The sequence below is a fragment of the Bradyrhizobium prioriisuperbiae genome (genome assembly GCF_032397745.1).
In the GTDB taxonomy this organism is placed as follows: Bacteria; Pseudomonadota; Alphaproteobacteria; order Rhizobiales; family Xanthobacteraceae; genus Bradyrhizobium_A; species Bradyrhizobium_A prioriisuperbiae.
This window is the reverse complement of the sequence record NZ_CP135921.1, coordinates 1,536,927-1,561,782: the sequence shown is the minus strand read 5'-3', so window position 1 is coordinate 1,561,782 and position 24,856 is coordinate 1,536,927. Positions and strand designations below refer to the sequence as shown.

The following is a 24,856-nucleotide window of genomic DNA, read 5'->3' as shown; positions in this document are numbered from 1 at the left end:
GTCAGTCCGTTTTCTTGTTGGGCAACGTGATGGAGAAGGTGGCGCCCTGACCGGGGCCGGCGCTGTGCGCGGAGACGTTGCCACCGTGCATGTCGATGATCCGTTTGACGATGGAGAGGCCGAGACCGGTGGAGCTTTCGCCCGCGGTCGGCTTGGCGGACAGCCGCTGGAAGCGGCCGAACAGCCGTCCGATGTCTTCGGGCGAAAGGCCGGCGCCTTGATCGGTGACGCGAATGGTCAGTTGCTCCGCATCATGGGCGACGGCCAGCGAGATCTTGCCGCCGATCGGGCTGTATTTGATGGCGTTGCTGACCAGGTTGTCGATCGCCTCTCGCATCCGGTCGGAATCGCACATCGCCATCTGGTTGGTCGGCGCCGAGACCGTCAGCGATTGCTGTTTGTTGACCGCCAGAGGCTGGTTTGCTTCCGCCACTTCGGTGACCAGAAGGGCGATGTCCACCGGCTCGCGGCGAATGGTGATGTCGAAGGCATCCGCCATCGCATCGGAAATCAGGTGATCGACCATGGTGGTCAGCCGCTTGGTGGCGTCGCGGATGTGATCGACCTGCGCCACGACGTGCTCCCGGGCGGAATCGACGCTGATCAATTCACTCAGCATTTCGGTGCGTCCGAGGATCACGCCGAGTGGATTCTTCAGGTCGTGAGCGACGGTGCCCAGCACCTCGTTCTTGAAGGCATTGGCGCGCTGCAGCCGCAGCCACTGCGAGGACAGCCGGCGGTTGGCGGTCATCAGCGCGCGGGTTCGCTCCGTCACGCGGCCCTCGAGCTGCGCGTTGGCGTCCTGCAGCTGCTGGTAAAGGATGACGTTGTCGAACGCGATCGACAGCCGACTGCCGAAAATCTCGACCAGTGCGCGGTCGGTATCCAACAGCTCCTTGGCGGATTCGAGCAGCACGATCACCTCCCGGCCGCTGCCGGTGCGCACATAGAGCACGGTGCGATGATCGGCGAACTCGTGCCGGCGACGGTGGAATGCGGCCTCCACCATGTTGCGGAGCTCGATATCGAGCTGGCGCGACGCATCGCAGCCGGTAAAACGGCTATAGCAGCCGGAGCCGGCAAGGACTGAGAACGTGTCGCCGACGTCGCCGCCGTCGCGCAGCACCAGAATCCCCGCGCAATCGACGTTCAGCAGCGAAGTGATCTGCGTCAGCACGCCTTCGGCCAGGCGCTGCATCGACTTGAAGTCGTACAAAGTGGAGGCGGCATCGATGATGATCTCGAGGCCGCGCCGGGTCTGCACCATCCGTTCCAGCTGCTGGTAGCTGCGTAACGCCGCGGTCAGTGACGTGAACAGCTTGTCGGCGGTGAGCTCGGTCTTCGCTTTATAGTCGTTGATGTCATAGTCCACGATGACGCGGCGCTCCGGCGCCTGCCCGGGCTGTCCCGTGCGCAGGATGATGCGCACGGTCTCGTTCTTCAGCTCGTTGCGAATGTACTGCACGAGTTCAAGACCCGCGGCATCTGTCTCCATGATCACGTCGAGCAGCACGGCGGCGATGTCGGGGTGCTCCCGCAACAGCAGCCGGCCGTCGGCGGCGGAGTACGCTGAAAGAATTTCGAGCGTCTGGCCGTTGAGGTTGTAGTCGCTCAGCGCAAAGCGCGTGCCTTCGTGCACGGCATGATCGTCATCGATCACGGCGATCTTCCATTTGCGGCCGGTGATTGTCTCCGGCGCGTGGCCGGAGTCGTCGATCAAATGGAGGACATCGTCCTGGTCGGCCATTGCGTTGTTCCGCGTTCTGTTGCGTTGCTGGTGGATCCCGAGCCGCGCAGGGCGTTTCTCGGGATGATAATGCGAAATGTTGTGCCCAGTCCCGGCCGTGACTCCAGTCTCATGCGTCCGCCGAGCTGCTGGATGACCAGATTGTAGACGATATGCAGGCCGAGCCCGGTGCCGCCTTCGCTGCGGCGGGTAGTGAAGAACGGATCGAACGCCTGCCGCTGCACCTCGGACGTCATGCCGACGCCGTCATCGGCGAACACCAGCTCGATATCGCCGGTGCCATGCGGCGCCGCACTGATGCTGATCGTGCCGGCGCGTCCGTCGGGAAACGCGTGGGTGGCGGCGTTGAGGAACAGATTGGTCAGAACCTGCCCGTAGGAGCCAGGATAGCTGTTGAGAAACAGGTCGTCCGGCACGTCGACGGCCACCGTGATCGGGGCCTTCTTCAGCACCGGCCTGAGGCTGGCGACGATCTGGTCAGTGGCTTCGCGCAATTCGAATTCTCGCTGCTCGGCATGGGATCGGTCGACAGCGACCTGCTTGAAAGACTGGATCAGTTCACCGGCGCGCTGCAGGTTGCCGACCAATTGCTGGGCGGCATCGCGCGACAGGCGAATGAATTCGTCGAGCTGCGAGCGCCGCAGCGGTGCGCTCCCATTCAGATCGTTGGCGAACATTTCGGTGCGCCGGGCAAAGCTCGATGCCACCGTGAGGCTGATGCCGATCGGATTGTTGACCTCATGGGCGACACCTGCGACCAGGCCGCCCAGCGCGGCCAGCCGCTCCGCGTCGATCAGGTTCTGCTGGGCCGCGCTCAGCTCGGCAAGCGCGTTCTCGGCTTTTTCCTTGGACGCGCGCAGTTCGTCCTCGGCGGTGCGTTTGGCGATGGCATTTTCGCGGAAGACCTCGACCGACCGGGCCATGGCGCCGACTTCGTCCACGGCATGCGTGCCCTGAACCTTGCGGTCGAGATCGCCGGACGTGATCGCCTGCATCGATGTCATGATCTGCTGCAGCGGCAGGCGGATGCTTAGCGCGATCACGATGCCGGCGACAATGATGACGGCGAGGAAGAACAACGAGATCGACAGCACCTTGCGCGAGATGTCGGCCAGCGTCCGGTCGAATTTTTCTTGCGCGAGCTGTTCGCGCTGCCGCATCTTCACCGACAGCCCGTCGATGGCTGCGATGGTTTCAGCCTGGCTGGCGTCGATCGAGTTGCGCAGCAGGGCTGTGCGTGATGCGAATTGCTCGGCGAGCTTGCCGAGGCCGTCGCGCAGCGCCGTGGTGCGCTGCTTCAGTCGTTGCAGGGCGATGCGCTGCAGGTCGTTCTCGGCCAGATCCGTCATGACCGGAATGGTGCGCTCAATGGTCTCGGTGTTGCGGCGGGCCTCTTCAGCGGATTCACTGGCAAGTGAAAGATAATAGGCGTTCGCCGCCACCAGCATCGCGGTGAAGGCTTCGCGCGATTTGCCAAGCGCCGGCCAGATCAGCGCCTCGCGCCGGCCGGTGGCGCCTTCGATGATCGAGTAGAGTCCGGCAATGTCCTTGGCCGGCGTTAGCACCTGCTGCTCATAGGTCTTGGCGATGGTCGCCTGCACCGAACGCAGCTCGCCGAACCCGTCGAGGAACGATTCGGTGACCCGCTCGAGCTCCTCGACCGATCCCGACAGCATCGGGTCGGTGGAAGCGCGGCTCTTCAGCGTTCCCAGCACCGCTTCCCGCAGCAGCAGGATTTCCGCGAACAGATCCGGACTCGGCTGGTTGATGTAGCGATGGATCAGGTTCTGCAGGCGCCCGGTTTCGCTTTCCAGCAGCGCCAGCACCTTGTCCGACTTGCGCACTTGCCGCACGTCGTCCCATGCCGAATCCAGCACCTTGGCGCCGCTCCAGATCAGGCCGGCCAGCACCAGGACAACGGCCGAGTTCAGCGCCGCGATCGAGAGGATGCGCCAGCGGATCGGTACCGCACGCACCAGGTTGACGATGCCAAAGCGGCTGCGCGCGACCAGGGTCTCGCCCTCGTTCGTGCTCTGCGCCGTGCTGGGTGTCGGGGAAACGGTGGGCAACTCACTGCACCTGATGACTGAACTTGATGTATTGGACCCGATTTATCGCAGTTGGTTCAATGAACATCGCGAATCCGCTTGAGGAGGTCGCTCATCACCGGATCGAGCAGTGCCTGCTTGTGCACGTCGGCCATTGCCGCTTCGAACGGCTTGCGGTCGAATTCGGTGATGATCGAAATGCCGGCCGCCTCGGCCTGCTGCCGCGAACTGTCCTCAAGCTCCTTCCATTTCTTGCGCATGAACAGGCTCGCTTCCTGCGCGGCCTCGCGGAACATGGCCTGGCCTGTCGGGGGCAGGCTGTCCCACGCCTTCTTCGACATCACCAGCACTTCGGGGCTCATGGTGTGCTCGGTCAGCGTATAATTGCCGGCGTACTTATAGTGATCCGTGGTGACGTAGGAGGGCCAGTTGTTCTCCGCGCCGTCAATCAGTTTGGTGGCAAGCCCGGTGCGCACCTGGCCATAAGGCAGTTCGACCGGTTCGGCGCCGAGCGCCTTGATCATGCTGACCATCAGCGGCGATTGCTGCACGCGAATCCGCAAGCCTTTCATGTCGGCCAGGCTGCGGATCGGGCGGACACTGTTGTAGACCGACCGCGCCCCGGAATCGAAGAACGCCAGACCGACGAATCCATAGGGCTCAAAACTGGCCAGGATCTCCTTGCCGATCGGCCCGTCGAGCACCTTGTTGAGGTGGTCATTGGAGCGGAACAGAAACGGCAGCGCCAGCACGTTGACGGAGGGCACGAAACTGCCGATCGGCGCCACATTGGTGCGGTTCAGATCAATGGCGCCGACTCGTGTCTGCTCGATGGTCTCTTTTTCCTCGCCGAGTTGGTTGGAATGAAACACCCGGATCATGTATTCGCCGTGGCTGCGCTCGGCCACCAGCTTGCCCATGTAGCGCAGTGCCTGGACCGTTGGATAATCCTCGGCCTGGGTGTCCGCGGCGCGGAATTCTCGCGCAACCGCCTGCCCGGCCAACGCCGTCCATGCCGCAGTCAGCGCAAAAGCCGCGATGGTGCCGGGGAGGGATCGACGAAACAGCGGCAACTTATCACCCCATGGCCAATATCAATTTCGAAAAACATTGGTATGTACTTGATCTTAACAGAAAGCGCCCGGAGCTGGCTATCGGTGCGCCAGGGCCGGAAAACCGGGTCCTGATGGCATAAAAGCCTGTCCGGCGGGTTAAATACCAGCCTTCCGGCCCATCATGGCCCGGAAGTAGGCTGGGACAAGGACAGTTCGATGAGGACGGGGTGCAACTGGCGATCGAGGCTTGTGGCGGCCGCCCTGCTGCTGCCGCTGCTGTCCGCCCCGGTCCGCGCCGCGACCGATATCGTCTGGTGGCACGCCATGCAGGGCGAGCTTGGCCGGCAGCTGGACAAGCTCGCCGACGACTTTAACCGCTCGCAGGCTCAATACCGGATCGTCCCGGTCTACAAGGGCAACTACACCGAGACCGTCACCGCGGCGATTTTCGCCTTCCGCTCGCGAACGCAGCCGGCCATCGTCCAGGTCAACGAGATCGCCACCGCGACCATGATGGCGGCAAAAGGCGCGACCTATCCGGTGTTCGAACTGATGCGGGACGAGGCCGAGGCGTTCTTTCCGATGGCCTATCTGCCTGCCGTGGCCGGCTATTACACGGATCTCGACGGCAACATGCTGTCGTTTCCGTTCAATGCCTCGACGCCAATCCTTTATTACAACAAGACTCTGTTTCGCGCGGCGGGGCTCGATCCGGAGGTGCCGCCAAAGACCTGGCCGGAGCTCGGGGCTGCGGCGCAGCGCCTGCGTGCCGCCGGTGCTCCCTGCGGGTTCACCACCCACTGGCCGTCCTGGATCAATGTCGAGAATTTTTCGGCACTGCATAACGTGCCGATCGCAACCAAGGCGAATGGCATGGGTGGCATCGATGCCGTGCTCACCTTCAACAACCTGTTGATGGTTCGCCACATCGCACAGCTCGCCGCGTGGCAAAAGACCAAGGTCTTCGACTATAGCGGCCGGGCCACCACCGCCGAGCCACGCTTCCAGCGCGGCGAGTGCGGGATCTTCCTGGGATCCTCGGCCACCCGAGCCGACATCCGGGCCAATTCGAAGTTCGAGGTTGGCTACGGCATGCTGCCCTACTGGCCCGATGTGCCAGGTGCGCCGCAGAATTCCATCATCGGCGGCGCCACGCTGTGGGTGCTGAAGGATCGCCCGCGCGACGAATACAAGGGCGTTGCACGCTTCTTCGCCTATCTGTCGCGTCCGGAAGTGCAGGCGGCCTGGCACCAGAATACGGGCTATATGCCGATCACCCGTGCCGCCTACGACCTGACGCGCAATCAAGGCTTCTATGACCGCAATCCCGGCATGGCGATCGCCATCGAGCAGATCACGCTGAGGCCGCCGACGGAAAACTCCAAAGGACTTCGTCTGGGCTCGTTCGTCCTGATCCGCGATGCGATCGAGGAAGAGCTGGAGCAGGCGTTCTCCGGCAAAAAGACCGCGCAGGAGGCGCTCGATGCGGCGGTGGAGCGCGGCAACAAGCTGTTGCGGCAGTTCGAGCGGGCGAATCCTTGACCGGCTCTGCGGAAAGCCTGAATTGGCGCGCTTAGGTCAACCGTAATTTTTCAGCCCGGCGAAAACTTGTAGGGCACGTTGAAACTCTTCGAATTCTCCTTCATCTCGGGGGGGAATGCAGGAAGAGGCTGGGCCCGGCGTGCCAAGGATAACGCTTCAGTGTCGATTGCGGGATTGCCCGATGATCGCGCAAGACGGCTGCCGAGCAACTGGCCGTTGCGTCCAACCGTAATAAACAGCACGACCGATCCGGTCGCTGCACCGGCGGGGCGCTTGAAGCGTTGCAGATGCGCTGACAGTTGCGCGCCGTAGGAGGCCGCGGCCCGGGCCGCGGAAGCGCCGGACACCGCGGACTGCAGAACCGGCGCGGTCCGCTCGACACGCGGCGGCGCAGTGGCTGTCGGCACGGCTCGCTTTTCGACAGGCTTTTTAACCTTCTCCTTGACCGGGGTCGGCTTGGCCGGCTCGGTGATCGGCTTCGGCTTTTCTTCGGGTGGCGCAGCCACCACCGGATTTTGCTGTGGTGGGGTCGGGGCGATGGTCTCCTCCACCTGCGGTTCAGGCGGCGGTGGAGTGGCGGCCTCCGTCTGTTCGATTTGAGGACCTGGGGCCCGATTTGGATCCTCGACCTGGGTTTGCGGTGCCGTTGATACGGGCGACAGGTCGACCAGGATCGAGGGGATCGTGGTGCCGGGCGGTGGCAGGCTTCGGTACCAATAGGTGGCGCCAATCAGCGCGCCGACATGAAGGGCCATGATGATCAGCGCGCCGAGTGACCAGCGCCGCAACTCGTGCCGCTCCGGCTCCTGATAGAGCGCAAGCATGGTCATCGCGCGCCGTCCCGCGCCTCGAGGCCGACCAGCGCGATCTTCAGGTAGCCGGAGTCCCGCAGCAGGTTCATCACCTCCATCAGGTCGCCATAGCTCACGGTCTTGTCGGCGCGCAGAAAGATCCGCTCGTCCTTCTTGCCTCCCGTGGCAGTGTCCAGCGTGGCCGCGAGCCCGTCGCGTGCAATCACATTCTCTCCAACGGCGATGGTCGCGTCCGGCTTCACGGTCAGGAACACCGGCTTGTCCGGCCGCGGCTGCTGCTCGGCGGTGGACGCCGGCAGATCGACGCCGATGTCGACGGTCGCGAGCGGCGCCGCCACCATGAAAATGATCAAAAGGACGAGAATGACGTCGATGAACGGCGTGACGTTGATCTCGTGGGTTTCGACCAGTTCGTCATCCGCCGCACGTCGGCCACCGAGCCTTGCGCCCATCGTCGGTTACTCCACTTACTCCGCGGCGCGCGCGATATGCGGCAGACGCCGGCTCTGGTCGCGGCTGATCAGCAGCAGCACCTGCGCCGAGGCGTCGCCGAGCAGCGCCCGGTACGCCGTCGTGGCACGAGCCAGGTGATTGTAGATCACCACCGCCGGAATCGCGGCGATCAGGCCCATCGCGGTCGCCAGCAGCGCTTCGGCGATGCCGGGCGCGACCACCGCGAGGTTGGTGGTGTTGGCCTCCGAGATGCCGATGAAGGAGTTCATGATGCCCCATACGGTGCCGAACAGGCCGACGAACGGCGCGGTGGCGCCGATGGTGGCAAGCACGCCGGTGCCGCGATTAATTCGCCGGGCCATTGCGCTCTCGACCCGTTCCAGTCGCAGCGCCGTGCGTTCCTTCAGCCCGTCATCATACACATGGTCCGAGAGCGACAGTTCACGCGAGGCCGACTGGATAATTTGAGCGACCGCGTCTTCACCGCCGCTGGTCTCGCCCGCGGCCTCGGCGAGGGTCGTATCGCTCTCCAGGATCGCAAGTCGCCGTTTCGCCAGCCGTGTCGCGCGCGCCAATTCCCAGCTTTTCACCAGCCACACCGTCCAGGTGACCAGTGACGCAAGAGCGAGGCCAACCATGACGGCCTTCACCACCATGTCGGCATTCATGAACATGCCCCAGGGTGACAGGTCGCGCGGCAATAGCGCGTTGGCCGTGGCCGCATGTGCGGTGTCTGGCGACATTGCCAGCAGCGTTGCTGAGATGAGCGCGGCAGGCGAGAGGAGGCTGGTCCCTCCGCCGTGGGAGAATGAATTGCTGGTCGCGCCGCCGCGGCAAGGTCTGTTGTGTCTGGTCATGGATGGCCGATCGGTCCGAGGTGTCGTTGCCGCAACAAAAGCGGCTTATTTTTCAGTGCGGTGCCCGGCTCGGCGGCGCCGCACGCTCCCTTTCTTGTAGTCGCTGCACGCGCGGTGCGGCAATTCGCTGCGTCCCTCGCAGTGGTCGATTTGACCAATTCTAACAACGCGACTTGGTTGCGGGGCGATCATGACCCTCGGGGAAGAGCTCGGCGACAGGAAAATTATCCCGATTTTACCGGGATAATTTCCCGGTCTTCGATCGAGCGTTGGCCGACAATTCATGTGCAAACAACCTCTGTCGTCTAAATATTAAGCATTGGTGGTCTGTTGTATGCATTGCGGTTACGCCTCCTCCTAACCGTCGAATAGAAAAATATTAATTTTATCAAATGTTTATACCTTATACTAACGACTGCTAAGCTTTGGCACAGTCCTTGCGATGCCATCTCCAAACCGCGTTTGGAGATGTTTATGAAGCGTCGCGATTTCCTCAAACTGTCCGGGCTCGCGGCGGGTGCCATGGTGCCGGCGCCCGCGATCTGGTCCGCTGCCAAGGCGGATGCGCGCTCCGAAACACTCCTGGTCGTATCCGAGAGCGGACCGAACAATCTGGACATCCATGGCGTCGGCACCAACGTGCCCGGCTACGAGGTGTCGTGGAACTGCTACGACCGCCTGATCGGCCACGAGATGAAAAGCGGCCCCGGCGGGGTGCCCTATTACGACCGCGACAAGTTCAAGCCCGAACTCGCCGAAGACATGAACGTCGGCGACATGTCCGTGACCTTCAAGCTGAAGAAAAAGGCGACCTTCCACGACGGCGCGCCGGTGACTGCGAAGGACGTGAAATGGTCGCTCGACCGCGCCGTCAGTGTCGGCGGGTTTCCGACTTTTCAGATGAGTGCGGGCTCGCTGACCAAGCCTGAGCAGTTTGTCGTCGTCGACGACAACACGGTGCGGGTCGACTTTGCCACGAAAGATCGGCTGACGATTCCCGACCTCGCCGTCATCGTGCCCTGTGTGGTCAATTCCGAACTGGTGAAGAAGAGCGCGACCGAAAAGGACCCCTGGGGGCTCGAATACACCAAGCAGCAGACCGCGGGCTCCGGCGCCTACAAGGTGACCAAATGGACCGCCGGCACCGAAGTGGTGATGGAGCGCAATGACGCCTGGGTCGGTGGTCCCCTTCCCAAGATCAAGCGCGTGATCTGGCGCATGGTGCCGCAGGCCGGCAACCGCCGCGCGTTGCTGGAACGCGGCGACGCCGACATCTCCTACGAGCTGCCGTATCGCGACTTCGCCGAGTTGAAGCAAGCCGGCAAGCTCGACATCGTGTCGCTGCCGTTCAGCAATGGCATCCAGTATATCGGCATGAATGTTACCAAGCCGCCGTTCGACAATCCCAAGGTCCGTCAGGCAGTGGCCTACGCCATTCCTTATCAGAAGATCATGGACGCGGTGCTGTTCGGGCTCGCCAATCCGATGTTCGGTGCGGCAGGCGCCAAGCCGACCGATGTGTCATGGCCGCAGCCGACGAAATACGACACCGATATCAACAAGGCCAAGGCGTTGCTGGCAGAGGCCGGTTATCCGAACGGCTTCGAGACCACGTTGTCATTCGATCTCGGTTTCGCGGTAGTCAATGAGCCACTCTGTGTGCTGGTGCAGGAAAGCCTGGCGCAGATCGGCATCAAGACCACGCTCAACAAGATTCCCGGAGCCAACTGGCGCACCGAACTGAACAAGAAGGAGATGCCGCTCTACACCAACGTGTTCTCGGGCTGGCTCGATTACCCCGAATACTTCTTCTACTGGTGCTACCACGGCAACAATTCCGTCTTCAACACCATGAGTTACAAGTCGCCGGAGATGGACAAGCTGATCGACGGCGCGCGCAGGGCCGCGGCCGTTGGCGACACCGCAGCCTACGACGCCGACGTCAAGGGTTTCGTCGATCTCGCCTTCAACGATGTCCCGCGCATTCCGCTCTATCAGCCCTATGTCAACGTCGCGATGCAAAAAAACATCTCCGGCTATCAATACTGGTTCCACCGCCGGCTCGATTATCGCGCGCTGGTAAAGGCGTAACAGGCGAGGGTGGTCGCATGCTCGGCTTGATCGGCAAGCGCCTGATGTTCGCGATCCCGAGCCTCATCGGGGTCGTGATCGTGACGTTCCTGTTGACCCGCGCATTGCCCGGCGATCCCGCCGCCTACTTCGCCGGCCCTTCAGCGGGCAAGGAGGCCGTCGAGCAGATCCGCAAGAAGCTGGGACTCGACAAGCCGCTGATCCAGCAATTCTTCAACTATACGGCGGATCTCGCGCGTGGTGATTTCGGCACCTCGCTGACCACGGGACAGCCGGTCGCCACTGAACTGCGCAATCGGTTACCGGCCTCGGCCGAACTGACGCTGATCGGACTGGTGCTCGCAGTGGTCATTGCTATTCCGCTCGGCATCCTGGCGGCGACGAAGCCGGGATCGTGGATCGATCATCTGTGTCGGGTCACCACCACGGCGGGTGTGTCGTTGCCGGTGTTCTTCACCGGCCTCCTGCTCGTTTACGTGTTCTATTTCAAGCTGGGATGGTCGCCGGCGCCACTGGGACGGCTGGATGTGTTCGCCACCGCCCCGGCAAACGTGACCGGCTTCTATCTGATCGACAGCCTGTTTGCCCGTGATTTTGAAGCCTTCCGTTCCGCGTTCAATCAGCTGATTCTCCCAGCCGCCACGCTGGCGATCTTTTCGCTGGCGCCGATCGCGCGCATGACCAGAGCCTCAATGCTGGCGGTGCTGGCGTCGGACTTCGTCCGCACCGCGCGCGCCAGCGGCCTGTCGCCCGGCACCGTGATCGTCACTTATGCCTTCCGCAATGCCATGCTGCCGGTGATCACCACGCTCAGCATGGTGTTCTCGTTCCTGCTCGGCGCCAATGTTCTGGTCGAAAAAGTATTCGCATGGCCGGGCATCGGCTCCTACGCGGTCGAGGCGCTGATCGCGTCCGATTTCGCACCGGTGCAGGGCTTCGTGCTCACCATGGCGGTGATGTATGTGCTGCTCAATCTCATCATCGACATTCTCTACGGTGTGATCGATCCACGGGTACGGATGGAAGGGTGAGGGGGAACGGATGAGCACAGTCGCGCCCACAACGGATCTCTCGTCCACGCCGCAGGCCTCGCGGTTCGGAGCCACATTTCAGCACGCGCGTTACATCCTCAGCGAAAACCCGGTGACGGCGTTCGCGTTCGGGCTGCTGGTGCTGATCCTGATTGCCGCCGTGTTCGGGCCCTGGCTTGTCCCCTACGATCCGCTGGCCAGCAACACGGCCGTGGCACTGAAGCCGCCGTCGGTGGCGCACTGGTTCGGCACCGATCAGCTCGGACGCGATATTCTCAGCCGCGTTGTGGTGGCCACCCGGCTCGACGTGTTCATTGCTGTCGCCTCGGTGGTGCTGGTGTTCCTGATGGGCGGGCTTGCCGGTGTCGCCGCCGGTTATTTCGGTGGCTGGACCGATCGCATCGTCGGCCGGATCGCCGATACCATCATGGCGTTTCCGCTGTTCGTGCTGGCAATGGGGATTGTCGCCGCGCTCGGCAACACCGTGCAGAACATCATCATCGCCACAGCCATTGTGAATTTTCCGCTCTATGCGCGGGTGGCCCGCGCCGAGGCCAATATACGCCGCGAGGCCGGTTTCGTGCAGGCGGCGCGGCTGTCGGGAAATGGTGAATTCCGCATCCTGCTCGGTCACATCCTGCCCAACATCATGCCGATCATGATCGTGCAGATGTCGCTGACCATGGGGTACGCCATCCTCAATGCCGCGGGGCTTTCGTTCATCGGTCTCGGCGTGCGCCCGCCTACCGCTGAGTGGGGCATCATGGTGGCGGAAGGCGCCGCTTTCATGGTGTCGGGGGAATGGTGGATTGCGCTGTTCCCAGGCCTCGCGCTGATGATCGCGGTGTTCTGCTTCAATCTGCTCGGCGACGGCCTGCGCGATATCTTCGATCCGCAGCGGAGGACATGAGAATGTCCGCGGTGCCAATGCTCGACGTAAGGGATTTGACAGTCGAATTCGCCACCCGGCGCGGTCCGGTGCGTGCGGTGCAGAGTGTCAACATCTCGCTGGCGAAGGGTGAGACCCTCGCCATTGTCGGTGAATCCGGCTCCGGCAAGTCGGTCACATCTTATGCGGTGATGCGGATTCTCGATCGGGCCGGCAGGATCGCCGAGGGATCGGTGATGTTCTCCGGGGTCGACGTCAAGAACGCCAGCGAGGCGCAGATGCGGGACCTGCGGGGACGGGAGATTTCGATGATCTTCCAGAACCCGCGCGCCGCACTCAATCCGATTCGCAAAGTCGGCGACCAGATCGAGGACGTACTGCGCCAGCACGCGCAGGCCTCGAATACCGAGCGCGGCGAAAAGGCGATCGAGGCGCTGGAGCAGGTCAAGATCGCGAGGCCGCGCGAACGTTATCACGCGTATCCGTTCGAGTTGTCCGGCGGCATGTGCCAGCGGGTGGTTATCGCGCTGGCGCTGGCCTGTAATCCGCAGCTCCTGATCGCCGACGAGCCGACCACCGGTCTCGATGTCACGACGCAGAAGGCGGTGATGGATCTGGTGGTTGAGCTGACCCGGCAGCGCGGCATGTCCACCATTCTGATCACCCATGACCTTGGCCTCGCGGCGGCGTATTGCGACCGCGTGGTGGTGATGGAGAAGGGGCGGGTGGTCGAGACCGCGGCCGCGGCCGACGTGTTCGCCAATCCAGTCCACCCCTACACCCGCAAGCTGATGCGGGCGACGCCGCGGCTCGGCGTTTCACTGCGTGACCTGCTGCCGGACGAGGATCGTGTTGCGCTCAGCGACAGTGTGGCCTCTGCACCGACGGTGACCTCGACCGAGCGGCCGCTGCTGCTGGTCGAAAAGCTGGTCAAGGAATACCCGCGCCAGGGCATCGGCAGTTCGCTGGGAAAGCTGTTCTCGCGCAAACCGCCGGTCGAGCCGGAGCAGTTCCGGGCGGTAGACGGCATCAGCTTCTCCATCAAGCGGGGCGAAAGCGTCGGCCTGGTCGGCGAATCCGGTTGCGGCAAATCGACCACGTCGATGATGGTGATGCGCCTGCTGGACCAGACCTCGGGCCGGATTGCGTTCGACGGCGAGGAGATCGGCAGCATGCTGCCGAAGGCGTTCGCGCGCTCGGCGCTGCGCAAGCGGATCCAGATGGTGTTCCAGGATCCGACCGACAGCCTCAATCCACGCTTCACCGCGGCGCGTGCCATCGCCGATCCCATCCTGCAGATGGATGAGGCGATGAGTCGTGGTGCCCTGCGGGCGCGCTGCGAGGAACTGGCAGTCCAGGTCGGCCTGCCGGTGGCGCTGCTCGATCGTTTTCCGCATCAATTGTCCGGTGGCCAGAAGGCCCGCGTCGGCATTGCCCGCGCCATTGCTCTGAAGCCGGACCTGATCATCCTGGACGAGCCGACCGCGGCGCTCGACGTCTCGGTCCAGGCGGTGGTGCTGAACCTGCTGCAGGATCTCAAGCACTCTTTGGGCATGAGTTACCTGTTCGTATCGCATGACCTGAACGTGGTGCGTTTGCTGTGCGATCGTGTCATTGTGATGCGGGCGGGACGAATCGTCGAGGAAGGCGCATGTGCCGCCGTGCTCGACGATCCGAAAGCCGCCTACACCCGCGAGCTGCTGGCGGCGATCCCGCACCCGCCGCTCCCGGTTCACTGAGAGCGTTTGCGTGGCAATGACAGAAACGACAGCAGGGATGGCATGACGTCTTCCGATCCGCTCAATGACTATATCGATGCGGCCTCCGCCGCGCTTGCGTTGCCGGTGGCTGACGCCTGGAAGCCGGCGGTGCGTGTCAATCTCGAGGTCTCCCTGAGGTTCGCGCGCCTGGTCGATGAATTCCCGCTTCCTGACGACATCGAGCCGGCTAGTGTCTTCAAAGCTTGATTTGGCCGATACCGGCTGGGCATCTGCTTCTGACATCGCGGATGCGGTAGCTGCGGGCAAAGTGTCGGCGCTTGCCGCCGTCGATACTGCATTGGCGCGGATATCGACGCACGATGGCATCCTCAATGCTTTCACCGATGTGGTGACGGAACGTGCGCGTGAGCGGGCGCGGGCGATTGATGCGGCGCTCGCGCGCGGCGAGAAAGTCGGGCCACTGGCCGGCGTGCCGTTTGCGGTGAAAAACCTGTTCGACGTGCAGGGGTTGTCGACCCGCGCCGGTTCGAAGATCAACCGTGACCTTCCGCCGGCGTCGCGTGACGCCACCCTGATCGAGCGGCTGGAGGCCGCCGGCGCCATTCTCATCGGCGCACTCAACATGGGTGAATACGCTTACGATTTCACCGGCGAGAACGTGCACGACGGCCCGTCGCGCAATCCGCATGATCCCACCCGCATGACTGGCGGCTCTTCGGGTGGTTCTGGCGCCGCGGTGGGCGGCGGGCTGGTGCCGTTGTCGCTGGGCTCCGATACCAATGGATCGATCCGCGTGCCGTCATCGTTCTGCGGCATTTTTGGATTGAAGCCGACTTATGGCCGGTTGTCGCGCGCGCGCTCCTTCCCATTCGTGTCGAGCTTCGATCATCTCGGACCGCTGGCGCGCAGCACGCGCGATCTCGCGCTCGCCTATGACGCCATGCAGGGGCCCGATCCCGATGACGCAGCCTGTGCGGCCGAGATCGTGCAACCGGTGACCGCGGAGCTTTCGCGCGGCATCGATGGTTTGCGCATCGCAGTCGCGGGCGGGCATTTCCGCAAAGCGCTGTTTTCCGAGGCGACGGAGGCGGTCGATCGGGTGGTCAAGGCGCTGTCGGTTTCGCGCGAGGTCGAGCTTCCTGAAGCTGCCCGCGCCCGTGCTGCGGCATACGTCATCACCACGGTCGAAGGCGCCTCGCTGCATCTCGATCGCCTGCGCAAACGCCCTGAGGATTTCGATCCGGCGGTGCGCGATCGCCTGATCGCCGGCGCCATGGTGCCGGCCGCCTATGTCGACCGTGCGCAAAAATTTCGCCGCTGGTACCGCGCCCGGGCGCTGGAGCTGTTCAGGGATGTCGACGTCATCATCGCGCCGGCCACGCCGTGCGTGGCGCCGAAGCTCGGCCAGGTGAACTTCTTGCTGGACGGGGTCGAGTTGCCGGTGCGCGCCAATATCGGCATTCACACCCAGCCGATCTCCTTCATCGGCCTGCCGGTGGTGGCGGCGCCGGTGCCGCTTTCGCCATTGCCGGTTGGCGTGCAGATCATTGCCGCGCCCTGGCGCGAGGATATCGCGTTGCGCGTCGCGCATACGCTTGAACAGAGCGGTGTGGTATCCGCACCGCGTCCATCGCAATTCTGAAGAGGTTCCATGGAAGTCGATCTGCCCGACGTGGTTGCCGAAGTCTCGGAAGCGTTCGCGCGTTACGAGAAAGCACTGGTGTCCAACGATGTCGAAACCCTTGATGCACTGTTCCGGGACGACCCGCGTACGCTACGTTATGGCGGGGCGGAGAATCTCTATGGCTACGAGGCGATCAAGGCGTTCCGCGCCGGCCGCTCGCCGGTCGGGCTGGAGCGCGAACTGAGCAAGACCGTGATCTCGACATACGGCCGCGACACTGCGGTCGCCTCGACACTCTTTCATCGCGCCTCCGCGCCCGATAAAGTCGGGCGGCAGATGCAGACATGGGTGCGATTCGTTGATGGCTGGCATATCGTGGCCGCGCATGTCAGCGTGATCCCGACCCCGAAGGACTGATCGCGGAAGGACTGGTCGCGAATGACGTTCGACGAATCCATCGTGCGGGGGCGCAGCGGATCGGCCGCGTCAGGCTCTGGCGGATTCGAGGCCGGTCGGGCAGATCGGGCCACGCCGAATGCGGGCAAAGTGACGCTGGCGGAAGAGTTGCGCTTGCAGCTCGCCGACGAGATCGTCCGCGGTGTGCTGATGCCGGGAGCGCCGCTGGACGAGAGCGACCTGGCGCGCCGCTTCAGTGTATCCCGCACCCCGGTTCGTGAAGCACTCCGCCAGCTCGTCGCCAGCGGTCTTGTCGAATCGAAGGCCCACCGCGGGGCGGTGGTGGCGCGGCCCGATGCGGAGCGGCTCAACAGCATGTTCGAGGCGATGGCCGAGCTCGAGGCGCTGTGCGCGGGTCTCGCGGCCGAGCGGATGCCGGCCGCCGAGCGCCATGCTCTGGAGGCGCTGCACGAGCAGCTTCGCGTGCTGAGTTATGCCGGCGATCCGCAGCGTTTCCATCAGGTCAACGAGCAGTTTCACCAGGCGATCTATGTCGGGGCGCGTAACACCTACATTGCGGAGATGGCGCTGGCGGTGCGCGCGCGGGTGCAGCCGTTTCGGCGCGCCCAGTTCCGCAATCTCGGCCGGCTCGCCAAATCCCAGGCCGAGCACGAGCGGGTGGTGGAAGCGATCCTGCGCGGTGATCGCGTCGGCGCCGCCGCCGCCATGCGCGACCATATCGATCTGGTGCGCGGTGAATACGAGCTCTACGCGGATTCGGTGTAGGGCTCAGCGCGGACGCCGGTCGGCGCGGCTTACGCCTTCGCCGCGATGAACGCCCGCCAGCCGCCGAAATGGGAAATGTCGCGGGCGCCGTCGAGCGCGGCGGGCTCCACCAGAAAGCCTTTCGCCAGCCGGCCGTCGGCAAGCCGCACCGAACCGATCGAGAGCGGCGCTGGAATGGCCGCGACGAACTGCCCGAAGCCTTTTGCCGAGAGTGTGTAGACCTCGACCTGGATCGAAGTGCCGTTGCCCGGCTCCACCCGCAGCATGCCTGGTTTCGGCGGCGTCGTGCCCGGCAGCGCATAGAGCTTGTAGTCCGGCGCCGTCATGGTGGCTTCGACAAAGCGGGCGTCGAGCGCCTGCAACTCGGTGTTGAGTGGCATGCCCGAGAGGTGCGCCCCCACCACGACAATGGGGATCTCATCGCTGGTCGGCACTGCCGGCGGGCTGCGCAGCGGCGTCTGGACCAATCGCTTGCTGCCGACCGGCAATTGGGTATCCGCATGAAAGGCGCGCGCGATACCAGCCAGCGCGGCATCGTGTCCGGCCTGCGCCAGCAGTGTCACGCCGAACGGAATGCCGTCGCTGCGCATGGCAGCCGGCACGGCGATGCCGCTGAGATCGAGCAGGTTGACGAAGTTGGTATAGGTGCCGAGCCGGCTGTTCAGCTCGATCGGATTGGCCTCGACCTGCGCGACCGAATAGGCGGTCGGCGCGGTCGGCAGCAGCATCGCGTCGATGCCGCCGAATGTCGCCTGAGACGTGCGGCGAAGTCCTTCCAGCCGGTAGAAGGCAGCGAAGGCATCCGCTGCGGTTGGGCGCGCGCCGGCGAGAGTGATCTCGCGGGTGACAGGATGGACGGCGTCGGGCGTCGACGCCAGCAGATCGCGAATGACGAGATAACGTTCTGCGATCCATGGCCCTTCATAAAGCAGTCGCGCCGTCTCGTAGAACGGCTCGAGGTCGACCTCGACCGGTGTCGCGCCCAGCTTGACGAAACGCGCGACGGCGTCGTCGTAGGCTTTTTCCGAATGCCGGTCGCCGAAAAACAGCAACTGGCCGTTACGCGGAACGCCCAGCCGCAGCTTGCCGGGAAAATCGCCGACCTGTCCCAACGGACGATCGCGGGAAAACGGATCGGCCGCATCGAGGCCGGTCATCACCGACAGCGCGGTGACGGCGTCGTCGGTCGACAGCGCGAAGATCGAGACGCAATCGAGGGTACGACAGGCCGGCACCACGCCGGCCGTGGAGATCATGCCGACGGTCGGTTTCAAGCCGACGATGTTGTTGAGCATCGCCGGCACGCGGCCGGAACCCGCCGTGTCGGTCCCGAGCGACAGCGGTACGAGGCCCGCGGATACCGCGACCGCCGAGCCCGAACTCGATCCACCCGGCACGAGGTCCGCGCGGATCGGATTTTTCGGCACGCCATAGGGCGAGCGCACGCCGACAAGGCCGGTGGCGAACTGGTCGAGATTGGTCTTGCCGATGATGATGGCGCCCGCCGCGCGCAGTTTGGCGACGGCGGTCGCATCCTTTGCCGGCATGTAGGAAAATGCCGGGCAAGCCGCAGTGGTGGGAAGCCCGGCGACGTCGATATTGTCCTTCACCGCCACCGGCACGCCGTAGAGCGGCAACGCGGCTGCGTCCTTGCCGGACAGCGCCTTCGCCTCCGCGATCGCCTCGCCCTGGTCGCGCAGGCTGATGAACACGGCCGGATCGTTGTGGTCGCGGATCCGCTGGAAGCTGCGCGCCACAGTGTCCGCGGGAGTGGCGGTGCCGGCGCGATGGGCCGCTACGATCTGGTCGATGGTTTCTGTCACAGTGACGTCCATATGCATGAAGTGTTGTCGGAGAATTACGCGCTGGCGGTGAGCGGCTGTGGGCTTGCGGTCGTCATGGCGGCGAGCACCGCCGTCGACCCGGAGACCCAGCCGAAGATGCCGCCTTGCGCCTTGATCATCTGCAGGCCGATCTCGTGGAACTGCGGAAAGTACGATGCGCAGCAGTCATCGAGCACGATGCAGCGATAGCCGCGGTCGTTGGCCTCGCGCACGGTGGTGTTGACGCACACCTCGGTGGTGACACCGCAGACCAGCAGGGTGTCGATGCCGTGCGTCTTGAGAATGTCGCCGAGTGCCGTTGCGTAGAAGGCGCCCTTGCCGGGCTTGTCGATCACGATCTCGCCTGCGGCGGGATAGAGCGCGGGCACGATGTCGTGTCCGGCCTCGCCGCGGATCAGGATGCGCCCCATCGGTCCGGGATCGCCAATGCGCAGGCTGGGCGCGCCACGCTCGATCTTTGCCGGCGGCGCATCGGAGAGATCCGGCAAATGCCCCTCACGGGTGTGCACCACGAGAAGGCCGCGCGCTCGCGCCGCCTGCAACACCATCTGACAAGGTGCAACGGCGCTCTGCAGCAGCGAGACGTCGTTGCCCAGCGTTTCGCCGAAGCCGCCCGGCTCGAGAAAATCACGCTGCATGTCGATGATGACCAGCGCCGTTCTCGACCAGACGACTTCTACGTCAGTCGGTTCGGCAGCGATCAGGCCTGTCTCGGTCTGTGCTTGTGTCACAGCGCTCTCCTCGCGGGGCGAGCCGCAAAGCCGGATCTGCCTCGCCCGCACGCCTGATCAAAGCAAGCCGTGTGCCATTGTGTACAACGGTAAGGAAAGAAAAAACCATAGTGAAAACAAAATGATGTTTTCTAGCCTGGATGGGATTTTTCCGACTCTTTGAAACGCTGTGCTTAAATTTTAATCAGTTCGCCCATCCGCCTGATCGGAAAAATTATGCATCTCTGTATTGCATTATATTGCATATCTGCTCCATTCTCACCTTGAGGAATTCAAAGGCGCGCGTCGGCGGCTGACAACGTCAGGGCTGATCGAAAACACCACGAATGTGTGCGCCGTGCCACGAGGAGGGACGATCATGGCTCTCGCTGTTGAGGTTTCGGGCGACGACGGCTCCGCATTGTTCGCGATCCCGCGGACACAGATCGAGCGGCGTGACGACGGCAGCATTGTGCTCATGTCGCCGCTGCAACTCGATCCGCCGGCACGCTGTATTGGTGACTGGCTGGAGCAGTGGGCGGAGCAGCAACCGCACAAGATCTTTCTGGCGGAGCGCGCCAGCACATCGGTGCCCTGGACCACGGTCAGCTATGGCGAAGCGCGGCAGACCGTGCGCGCGATCGCGTCTTGGATCCTTGCGCAACAGATGTCGGCGGAACGGCCGCTGGTCATCCTGTCAGACAACAGCATCGCGCATGCCCTGCTAGCGCTGGGGGCGATGCATGTCGCCGTGCCCGTGGCGGCGATCTCGCCGGCCTATTCGCTGGTCTCCAAGGATTTCGACAAGCTGAAGGGCATGATCACCCTGCTCGATCCCGGCGCGATCTATGTGTCCGATGCGGCCGCATTCGCCCCGGCGCTCGCGGCAATCGCGCCGCTGCACAAGGCAAAGATCATTGCTGAAAACACGCGCGATGGCGAAGGGCTGATCCCGTTCGCGACGGTGGCGGCCACGCCCGTATCCAGCGGCGTCGCGGGGGCTTTCGCGCAGATCGAACCCGACACCATCGCCAAATTCCTGTTCACGTCCGGTTCGACCGGCACGCCAAAGGCTGTCATCAACACGCATCGCATGCTCACCTCGAACCAGGCGGCGAAGGCGCAGGTCTGGCCGTTCCTGAACACCGCCGATCTGGTGATGCTGGACTGGCTGCCATGGAGCCACACCTTCGGCGCCAACCACGATTTCAATATGGTGCTGCGCAATGGCGGTACGCTGTACATCGACGGTGGCAAGCCGCTGCCGAACCTGTTCGCCATCTCGCTCGCCAACCTGCGCAGCGTCATGCCGACGGTGTATGTCAACGTGCCCCGTGGCTTCGACATGCTGATCTCGGCGTTGCGCGAGGACGAAGAGCTGCGCCAGCGCTTTTTCCGCGAAGTCCGTCTTGTGTTCTACGCCGGCGCCGCGCTGCCGCAGAATTTGTGGGAAGCGCTGGAGGAGCTGTCGATCAAGACCATCGGCCGAGCGATTCCGATGGTGTCGGCCTGGGGTTCGACCGAAACCTCGCCGCTCGCCACCGACTGCCATTTCCAGGCGCAGCGCTCCGGAAATATCGGCGTGCCGATCCCCGGCACGCAGATCAAGCTGGTACCATCAGGCGACAAGCTCGAGGTGCGGGTCCGCGGCCCCAATGTCACGCCCGGTTACTGGAAGGCGCCGGAGCTGACGGCGCAGGCGTTCGACGATGAAAAATTCTATTTGATGGGCGACGCGGTGAAACTCGCCGATCCGCAGCGCCCCGAACTCGGTCTGTTTTTTGATGGCCGGGTCAGCGAGGACTTCAAATTGACCTCCGGCACCTGGGTCAGTGTCGGCACTCTTCGCGTCGCCGGCATCGCGGCGCTGGCGCCGCTGGCGCAGGACATCGTGGTGTGTGGTCATAGCGGTGACGACGTGCGTTTCCTGGTCTTTCCGAACATCGCCGCCTGCCGCGCGCTGGCGGGACTTGCGGATACGACCCCGGTCAATGACGTGATCGCACATCTGGCGGTGCGCGAGGCGGTTCGAGCCGGGCTGCAAAAACTGAAGGCGCAGGGTGGCGGATCATCGTCGTTCGCGACGCGGGCCTTGCTGCAAGCGGAGCCGCCGTCGGTCGATGGCGGCGAGATCACCGACAAGGGCTATGTCAACCAGCGCGCGGTGCTGGCCCGCCGCGCTGATCTCGTTGAACGCCTCGCTGATCGCGCGTCACCGGATTGCATCGTCTTGTAAGCCAGGCGCTGGAGGTCAAGGCCCCGGCACCAATGTTGACTCCACGCCTGGGGCCGAATCACTCAAATCTGATGATACGGGCATCAGGCCGTGCCTGTGGGTCTAGACCAGGAATCGACACCAAGCTTACGCGAACCTTACACCAAGCTTACACGGGTTTGACAAAAGCAGGATTTTGCACCGCGCGATGCTTCTTGTTGCGCGTTGTTTCAACTCGGTGCTTGTCAATGCAATCTTGCGCATGATCAATGCTGCTTCGTTTCCGAGAATTTCAGGGGATGCGAGGGGAGCAGGAGTTCGCGTGCGAGAATTTGTTGAAATGGCCGAGTGGCTCGTCCACCAGAATTTGTTTGACGGCGATCCGGTTGAATCCCTGCCCAGTCCGGCTTTTCAGGCCAACGGCAAAAAGTTCGTCTCTTTCAGCACCAACAACTATCTGTCTCTTGCGACAAGCCCTCGTTTGATCCGGGCTGCGAAGCGCGGCCTTGACGCCTACGGCGTGGGGAATTGCGAGTCGCGGCTGCTTGGCGGAAATCTGGCAGTGTACGGCGAGCTCGAGCACAAGCTCGCGGTCTGCAAGAAGAAGGATGCGGCCGTCCTGTTCGCAACGGGATACATGGCGAACCTCGGCGTTCTGTCGATTCTTCCGCAAACATCCAAATACGCGCGTGTCTATGGTTTCACGAGCCAACACGAACATACCTACGCCTATTTCAGCGATGAATTTAATCATGTCAGCATCCGTGAAGGCATCCGGATGTCGGGAGCCGCGCGGGGGACATATCGACATCTCGATCTCAATCATCTTGAAGTCCTGCTCAAGAGATCGAGCGCGACGACCAAGATCATCGTTACCGACGGGGTCTTCAGCCAGGACGGCGACATCGCGCCGTTGCCCGATCTGTTGCAACTCGCTGAACGCTACGACGCGACGCTCTATGTCGACGATGCGCACGGGACCGGCATTCTCGGCGAACACGGCGGCGGGATCGCCGAACATTTCGGCGTCGCCAGCGAGCGCATGATCTACATGGGCACGCTGAGCAAGGCCTATGGCGGCATCGGCGGCTTCATCGCGACCGAAGCGCATATCGCGGAGATCATTCGTCTGGCCTGTTCGGCGTACGGATTCACGTCGACTTTGCCACCGGATCAAGCGGTTGCCCTCAGTGAAGCCGTCGACATGGTCGTGGACGAACCCGAACGCCGTGCTCGTCTCTGGGACAATCAGCGTTATTTCGTCAAACGGATGTCCGAGCTGCCCTATCCGCTGGTATCGACGGAATCTCCCATCGTTCCAATTCTGGTCGGAGATGAAGATGCCGCCGACGCGCTTGCGCTGTCGCTCGGCGAGGCCGGCATTCACATCGACGCCGTTCGTTTCCCGGCCGTGCCGCTGCGCAAGGCGCGCCTTCGGGTCCAGCTCAACGCCGGGCATACCCGCGGGGATATCGACCGGCTTATCGAGACATTGCGGGCCCATCAGCACCTTGTTGACGACAATCTGGCGTCGATGAACAGCATGCCGAAGCTGGAGCGTGGAGAAGTCGCAGGAAGCTCCGCGCTCTGAGGTGAGCAGGGCTATCGACAACTAAATCCGGATCGTTTCAAAACAGCCATCGCGCAGGCGGCTTTGGGCCTGTCGAGCCCTCCGCGACATTGCTGACAGGAACTGGCAGAACATCGGTGCAAATTCAGGCGACGCCTTCGGATACGAGGCGATCACCCCGAAGGACACCAGTGGAATGCCCAAAACCCAAAATACGACGAACGAGCCTGCAACTCTCAAGGACAAGATCTTCAGCGCGGCGCGTATCCGTCACGTCAGTGCCGAGACCAAAGCCATCTGCCCGACGTTCGATACCAGGCGATTTCTGGCGCTGACGCTGTACGGGCTCGATGATCGGTCCCTGATGGAGCGGCTGCGCTGCGTGACTGAAGCGCTGCATGTCGGCCTCGCTCAGAATTTTCGGCCTGCGCTGAAGATCCTGCGCAAGCTGGCGCCCCGGCTGGACAACAGCTTCGTCACCATGGTGCTGTCGGACTATGTCGCGCTTTATGGCGCGGAGGATTTCGACGTCTCGATGGACGCGTTGCGTTTCTTCACGCCCTTCGGGTCGTCCGAATTCGCCGTGCGTCATTTCATGCGCCGCGATCTCCAGCGGACGCTGGCGGTGATGGAGACGTGGGCCAAGGACAAGGACGAGCATGTGCGACGCCTGGCGAGCGAGGGTTGTCGGCCTCGCCTGCCGTGGTCTTTTCAGATCGAGCCGCTGATCGCCGATCCGGCACCGGTTGCGGCCATCTTGGAGAGCCTGAAGGCCGATCCGAGCCTGTACGTTCGCAAGTCGGTGGCCAATCATCTGAACGACATCACCAAGGATCATCCCGGCTGGGTGCTCGATCGTATCAGGGGATGGTCGCGCGACGATCCCCGGACGGTCTGGATCGTCAGGCACGCGCTTCGGACCCTCATCAAAAAGGGTGATCGCAACGCGCTGACAATCATCGGGGCGGGTGAGGACGCGCAGGTCCGGTTGCGCAAGGTGGTCGTCGAACCCAAAACAATCCGGCTTGGCGAGGCCATCACCTTGTCGTTCGATCTCACGTCGACCAGTGATCGCCCGCAGAAACTGGTGGTGGATTACGCCATTCATTACGTGCGGGCGGAAGCACGCAAGTCGCGCAAGGTGTTCAAACTGAAGACGCTGACCCTGGCACCCGGCGAGTCCGTGACCCTGCAAAGACGGCAGTCGATCCGTGACTTCAGTGTGCGCGCCCATCATCCCGGCCGGCACCTCGTCGATGTGATGGTGAACGGCCAGACGCTGAGCCAGACGTCGTTTGATTTGCTGAAGTAGATTAGGGTGAGGGACCTCCGGGATCAGCCTAAAATCCCAATGAACCGGAATTATATTTCTTGATTTTAGACAAATTCTTGAATTATGGTGCATAACGCTGGCGCGGCGTCCGGATCAAGGTCCGTCCGGTGCGGCAACTCGCAAGGTCAACTT

The 24,856-nt window shown here is 63.1% G+C and carries 20 protein-coding genes; 12 read left to right on the top strand and 8 right to left on the bottom strand.

The annotated features are described in order from the left end of the window. Position 1: 1 nt before the first annotated feature. From RS897_RS07280 to RS897_RS07270, 3 genes are all read right to left on the bottom strand, one after another. Positions 2 to 1,747 (bottom strand): ATP-binding response regulator, encoded by a 1,746-nt coding sequence (locus RS897_RS07280; protein ID WP_315835910.1) that lies wholly within the window; start codon positions 1,745 to 1,747, stop codon positions 2 to 4. Next, complete coding sequence (locus tag RS897_RS07275; protein WP_315838548.1) at positions 1,717 to 3,759, bottom strand: sensor histidine kinase; 2,043 nt, start codon at positions 3,757 to 3,759, stop codon at positions 1,717 to 1,719. Before RS897_RS07275 ends, RS897_RS07280 begins: the two co-directional genes overlap by 31 nt. A 113-nt stretch (positions 3,760 to 3,872) precedes the next feature. Continuing rightward, a complete protein-coding gene (locus tag RS897_RS07270) occupies positions 3,873 to 4,868 on the bottom strand; it encodes a TRAP transporter substrate-binding protein (RefSeq protein ID WP_407654449.1) in 996 nt (331 codons plus the stop codon). Between the two features lie 198 nt (positions 4,869 to 5,066). On the opposite strand from RS897_RS07270, the gene ugpB reads away from it, so the two are divergent. Then, complete coding sequence (gene ugpB, locus RS897_RS07265; protein ID WP_315835909.1) at positions 5,067 to 6,392, top strand: sn-glycerol-3-phosphate ABC transporter substrate-binding protein UgpB; 1,326 nt, start codon at positions 5,067 to 5,069, stop codon at positions 6,390 to 6,392. Positions 6,393 to 6,442: 50 nt separating this feature from the next. On the opposite strand, the gene RS897_RS07260 is transcribed toward ugpB, so the two are convergent. The 3 genes from RS897_RS07260 to exbB are packed head-to-tail and all read right to left on the bottom strand — an operon-like array spanning position 6,443 to position 8,400. Next, complete coding sequence (locus RS897_RS07260; RefSeq protein WP_315835908.1) at positions 6,443 to 7,222, bottom strand: energy transducer TonB family protein; 780 nt, start codon at positions 7,220 to 7,222, stop codon at positions 6,443 to 6,445. Continuing rightward, positions 7,219 to 7,656, bottom strand: a complete 438-nt coding sequence (gene exbD, locus RS897_RS07255) for a TonB system transport protein ExbD (RefSeq protein ID WP_315835907.1) — start codon at positions 7,654 to 7,656, stop codon at positions 7,219 to 7,221. Before exbD ends, RS897_RS07260 begins: the two co-directional genes overlap by 4 nt. Positions 7,657 to 7,671: 15 nt before the next feature. After that, positions 7,672 to 8,400 (bottom strand): tonB-system energizer ExbB, encoded by a 729-nt coding sequence (gene exbB, locus RS897_RS07250; RefSeq protein WP_315835906.1) that lies wholly within the window; start codon positions 8,398 to 8,400, stop codon positions 7,672 to 7,674. A gap of 588 nt (positions 8,401 to 8,988) precedes the next feature. Between exbB and RS897_RS07245 the strand changes: the two genes are divergently transcribed. From RS897_RS07245 to RS897_RS07210, 8 genes are read left to right on the top strand one after another with little or no spacing between them, the layout of a single operon-like run. Continuing rightward, positions 8,989 to 10,605: an ABC transporter substrate-binding protein gene (locus tag RS897_RS07245; RefSeq protein ID WP_315835905.1), complete on the top strand. Its 1,617-nt coding sequence runs from the start codon at positions 8,989 to 8,991 to the stop codon at positions 10,603 to 10,605. Between the two features lie 17 nt (positions 10,606 to 10,622). Then, the gene (locus tag RS897_RS07240; protein WP_315835904.1) at positions 10,623 to 11,636 is read left to right on the top strand and encodes an ABC transporter permease; all 1,014 of its coding nucleotides are present in this window, start codon (positions 10,623 to 10,625) and stop codon (positions 11,634 to 11,636) included. 10 nt (positions 11,637 to 11,646) lie between these two features. Then, complete coding sequence (locus RS897_RS07235) at positions 11,647 to 12,546, top strand: ABC transporter permease (RefSeq protein WP_315835903.1); 900 nt, start codon at positions 11,647 to 11,649, stop codon at positions 12,544 to 12,546. 2 nt (positions 12,547 to 12,548) lie between these two features. After that, a complete protein-coding gene (locus RS897_RS07230) occupies positions 12,549 to 14,264 on the top strand; it encodes a dipeptide ABC transporter ATP-binding protein (protein ID WP_315835902.1) in 1,716 nt (571 codons plus the stop codon). Between the two features lie 42 nt (positions 14,265 to 14,306). Continuing rightward, entirely contained in the window at positions 14,307 to 14,492 is a 186-nt protein-coding gene (locus RS897_RS07225; protein ID WP_315835901.1) for a DUF4089 domain-containing protein, read from the top strand. Further along, on the top strand, positions 14,440 to 15,888 hold the full coding sequence (locus tag RS897_RS07220) for an AtzE family amidohydrolase (RefSeq protein WP_407654448.1): 1,449 nt from the start codon (positions 14,440 to 14,442) through the stop codon (positions 15,886 to 15,888). The genes RS897_RS07225 and RS897_RS07220 overlap by 53 nt, the downstream gene beginning before the upstream one ends. A gap of 9 nt (positions 15,889 to 15,897) precedes the next feature. Continuing rightward, positions 15,898 to 16,287, top strand: coding sequence for an oxalurate catabolism protein HpxZ (gene hpxZ, locus RS897_RS07215; RefSeq protein WP_315835899.1), 390 nt, complete (start codon positions 15,898 to 15,900; stop codon positions 16,285 to 16,287). A gap of 21 nt (positions 16,288 to 16,308) precedes the next feature. Continuing rightward, positions 16,309 to 17,052, top strand: coding sequence for a GntR family transcriptional regulator (locus RS897_RS07210; protein ID WP_315835898.1), 744 nt, complete (start codon positions 16,309 to 16,311; stop codon positions 17,050 to 17,052). Positions 17,053 to 17,081: 29 nt separating this feature from the next. Here RS897_RS07210 and atzF read toward each other — a convergent pair whose 3' ends face one another. Both atzF and RS897_RS07200 read right to left on the bottom strand, forming a co-directional pair. Then, complete coding sequence (atzF, locus tag RS897_RS07205; protein ID WP_425476423.1) at positions 17,082 to 18,875, bottom strand: allophanate hydrolase; 1,794 nt, start codon at positions 18,873 to 18,875, stop codon at positions 17,082 to 17,084. A gap of 35 nt (positions 18,876 to 18,910) precedes the next feature. Continuing rightward, complete coding sequence (locus RS897_RS07200; RefSeq protein WP_315835897.1) at positions 18,911 to 19,627, bottom strand: cysteine hydrolase family protein; 717 nt, start codon at positions 19,625 to 19,627, stop codon at positions 18,911 to 18,913. A gap of 358 nt (positions 19,628 to 19,985) precedes the next feature. On the opposite strand from RS897_RS07200, the gene RS897_RS07195 reads away from it, so the two are divergent. The 3 genes from RS897_RS07195 to RS897_RS07185 all read left to right on the top strand — a co-directional run bounded on the left by RS897_RS07195 (position 19,986) and on the right by RS897_RS07185 (position 24,703). Continuing rightward, entirely contained in the window at positions 19,986 to 21,842 is a 1,857-nt protein-coding gene (locus RS897_RS07195) for a feruloyl-CoA synthase (protein ID WP_315835896.1), read from the top strand. Positions 21,843 to 22,029: 187 nt separating this feature from the next. After that, a complete protein-coding gene (locus RS897_RS07190) occupies positions 22,030 to 23,412 on the top strand; it encodes an aminotransferase class I/II-fold pyridoxal phosphate-dependent enzyme (protein ID WP_315835895.1) in 1,383 nt (460 codons plus the stop codon). A 175-nt stretch (positions 23,413 to 23,587) separates the two neighbouring features. Continuing rightward, positions 23,588 to 24,703, top strand: coding sequence for a DNA alkylation repair protein (locus tag RS897_RS07185; RefSeq protein ID WP_315835894.1), 1,116 nt, complete (start codon positions 23,588 to 23,590; stop codon positions 24,701 to 24,703). Positions 24,704 to 24,856: the final 153 nt, after the last annotated feature.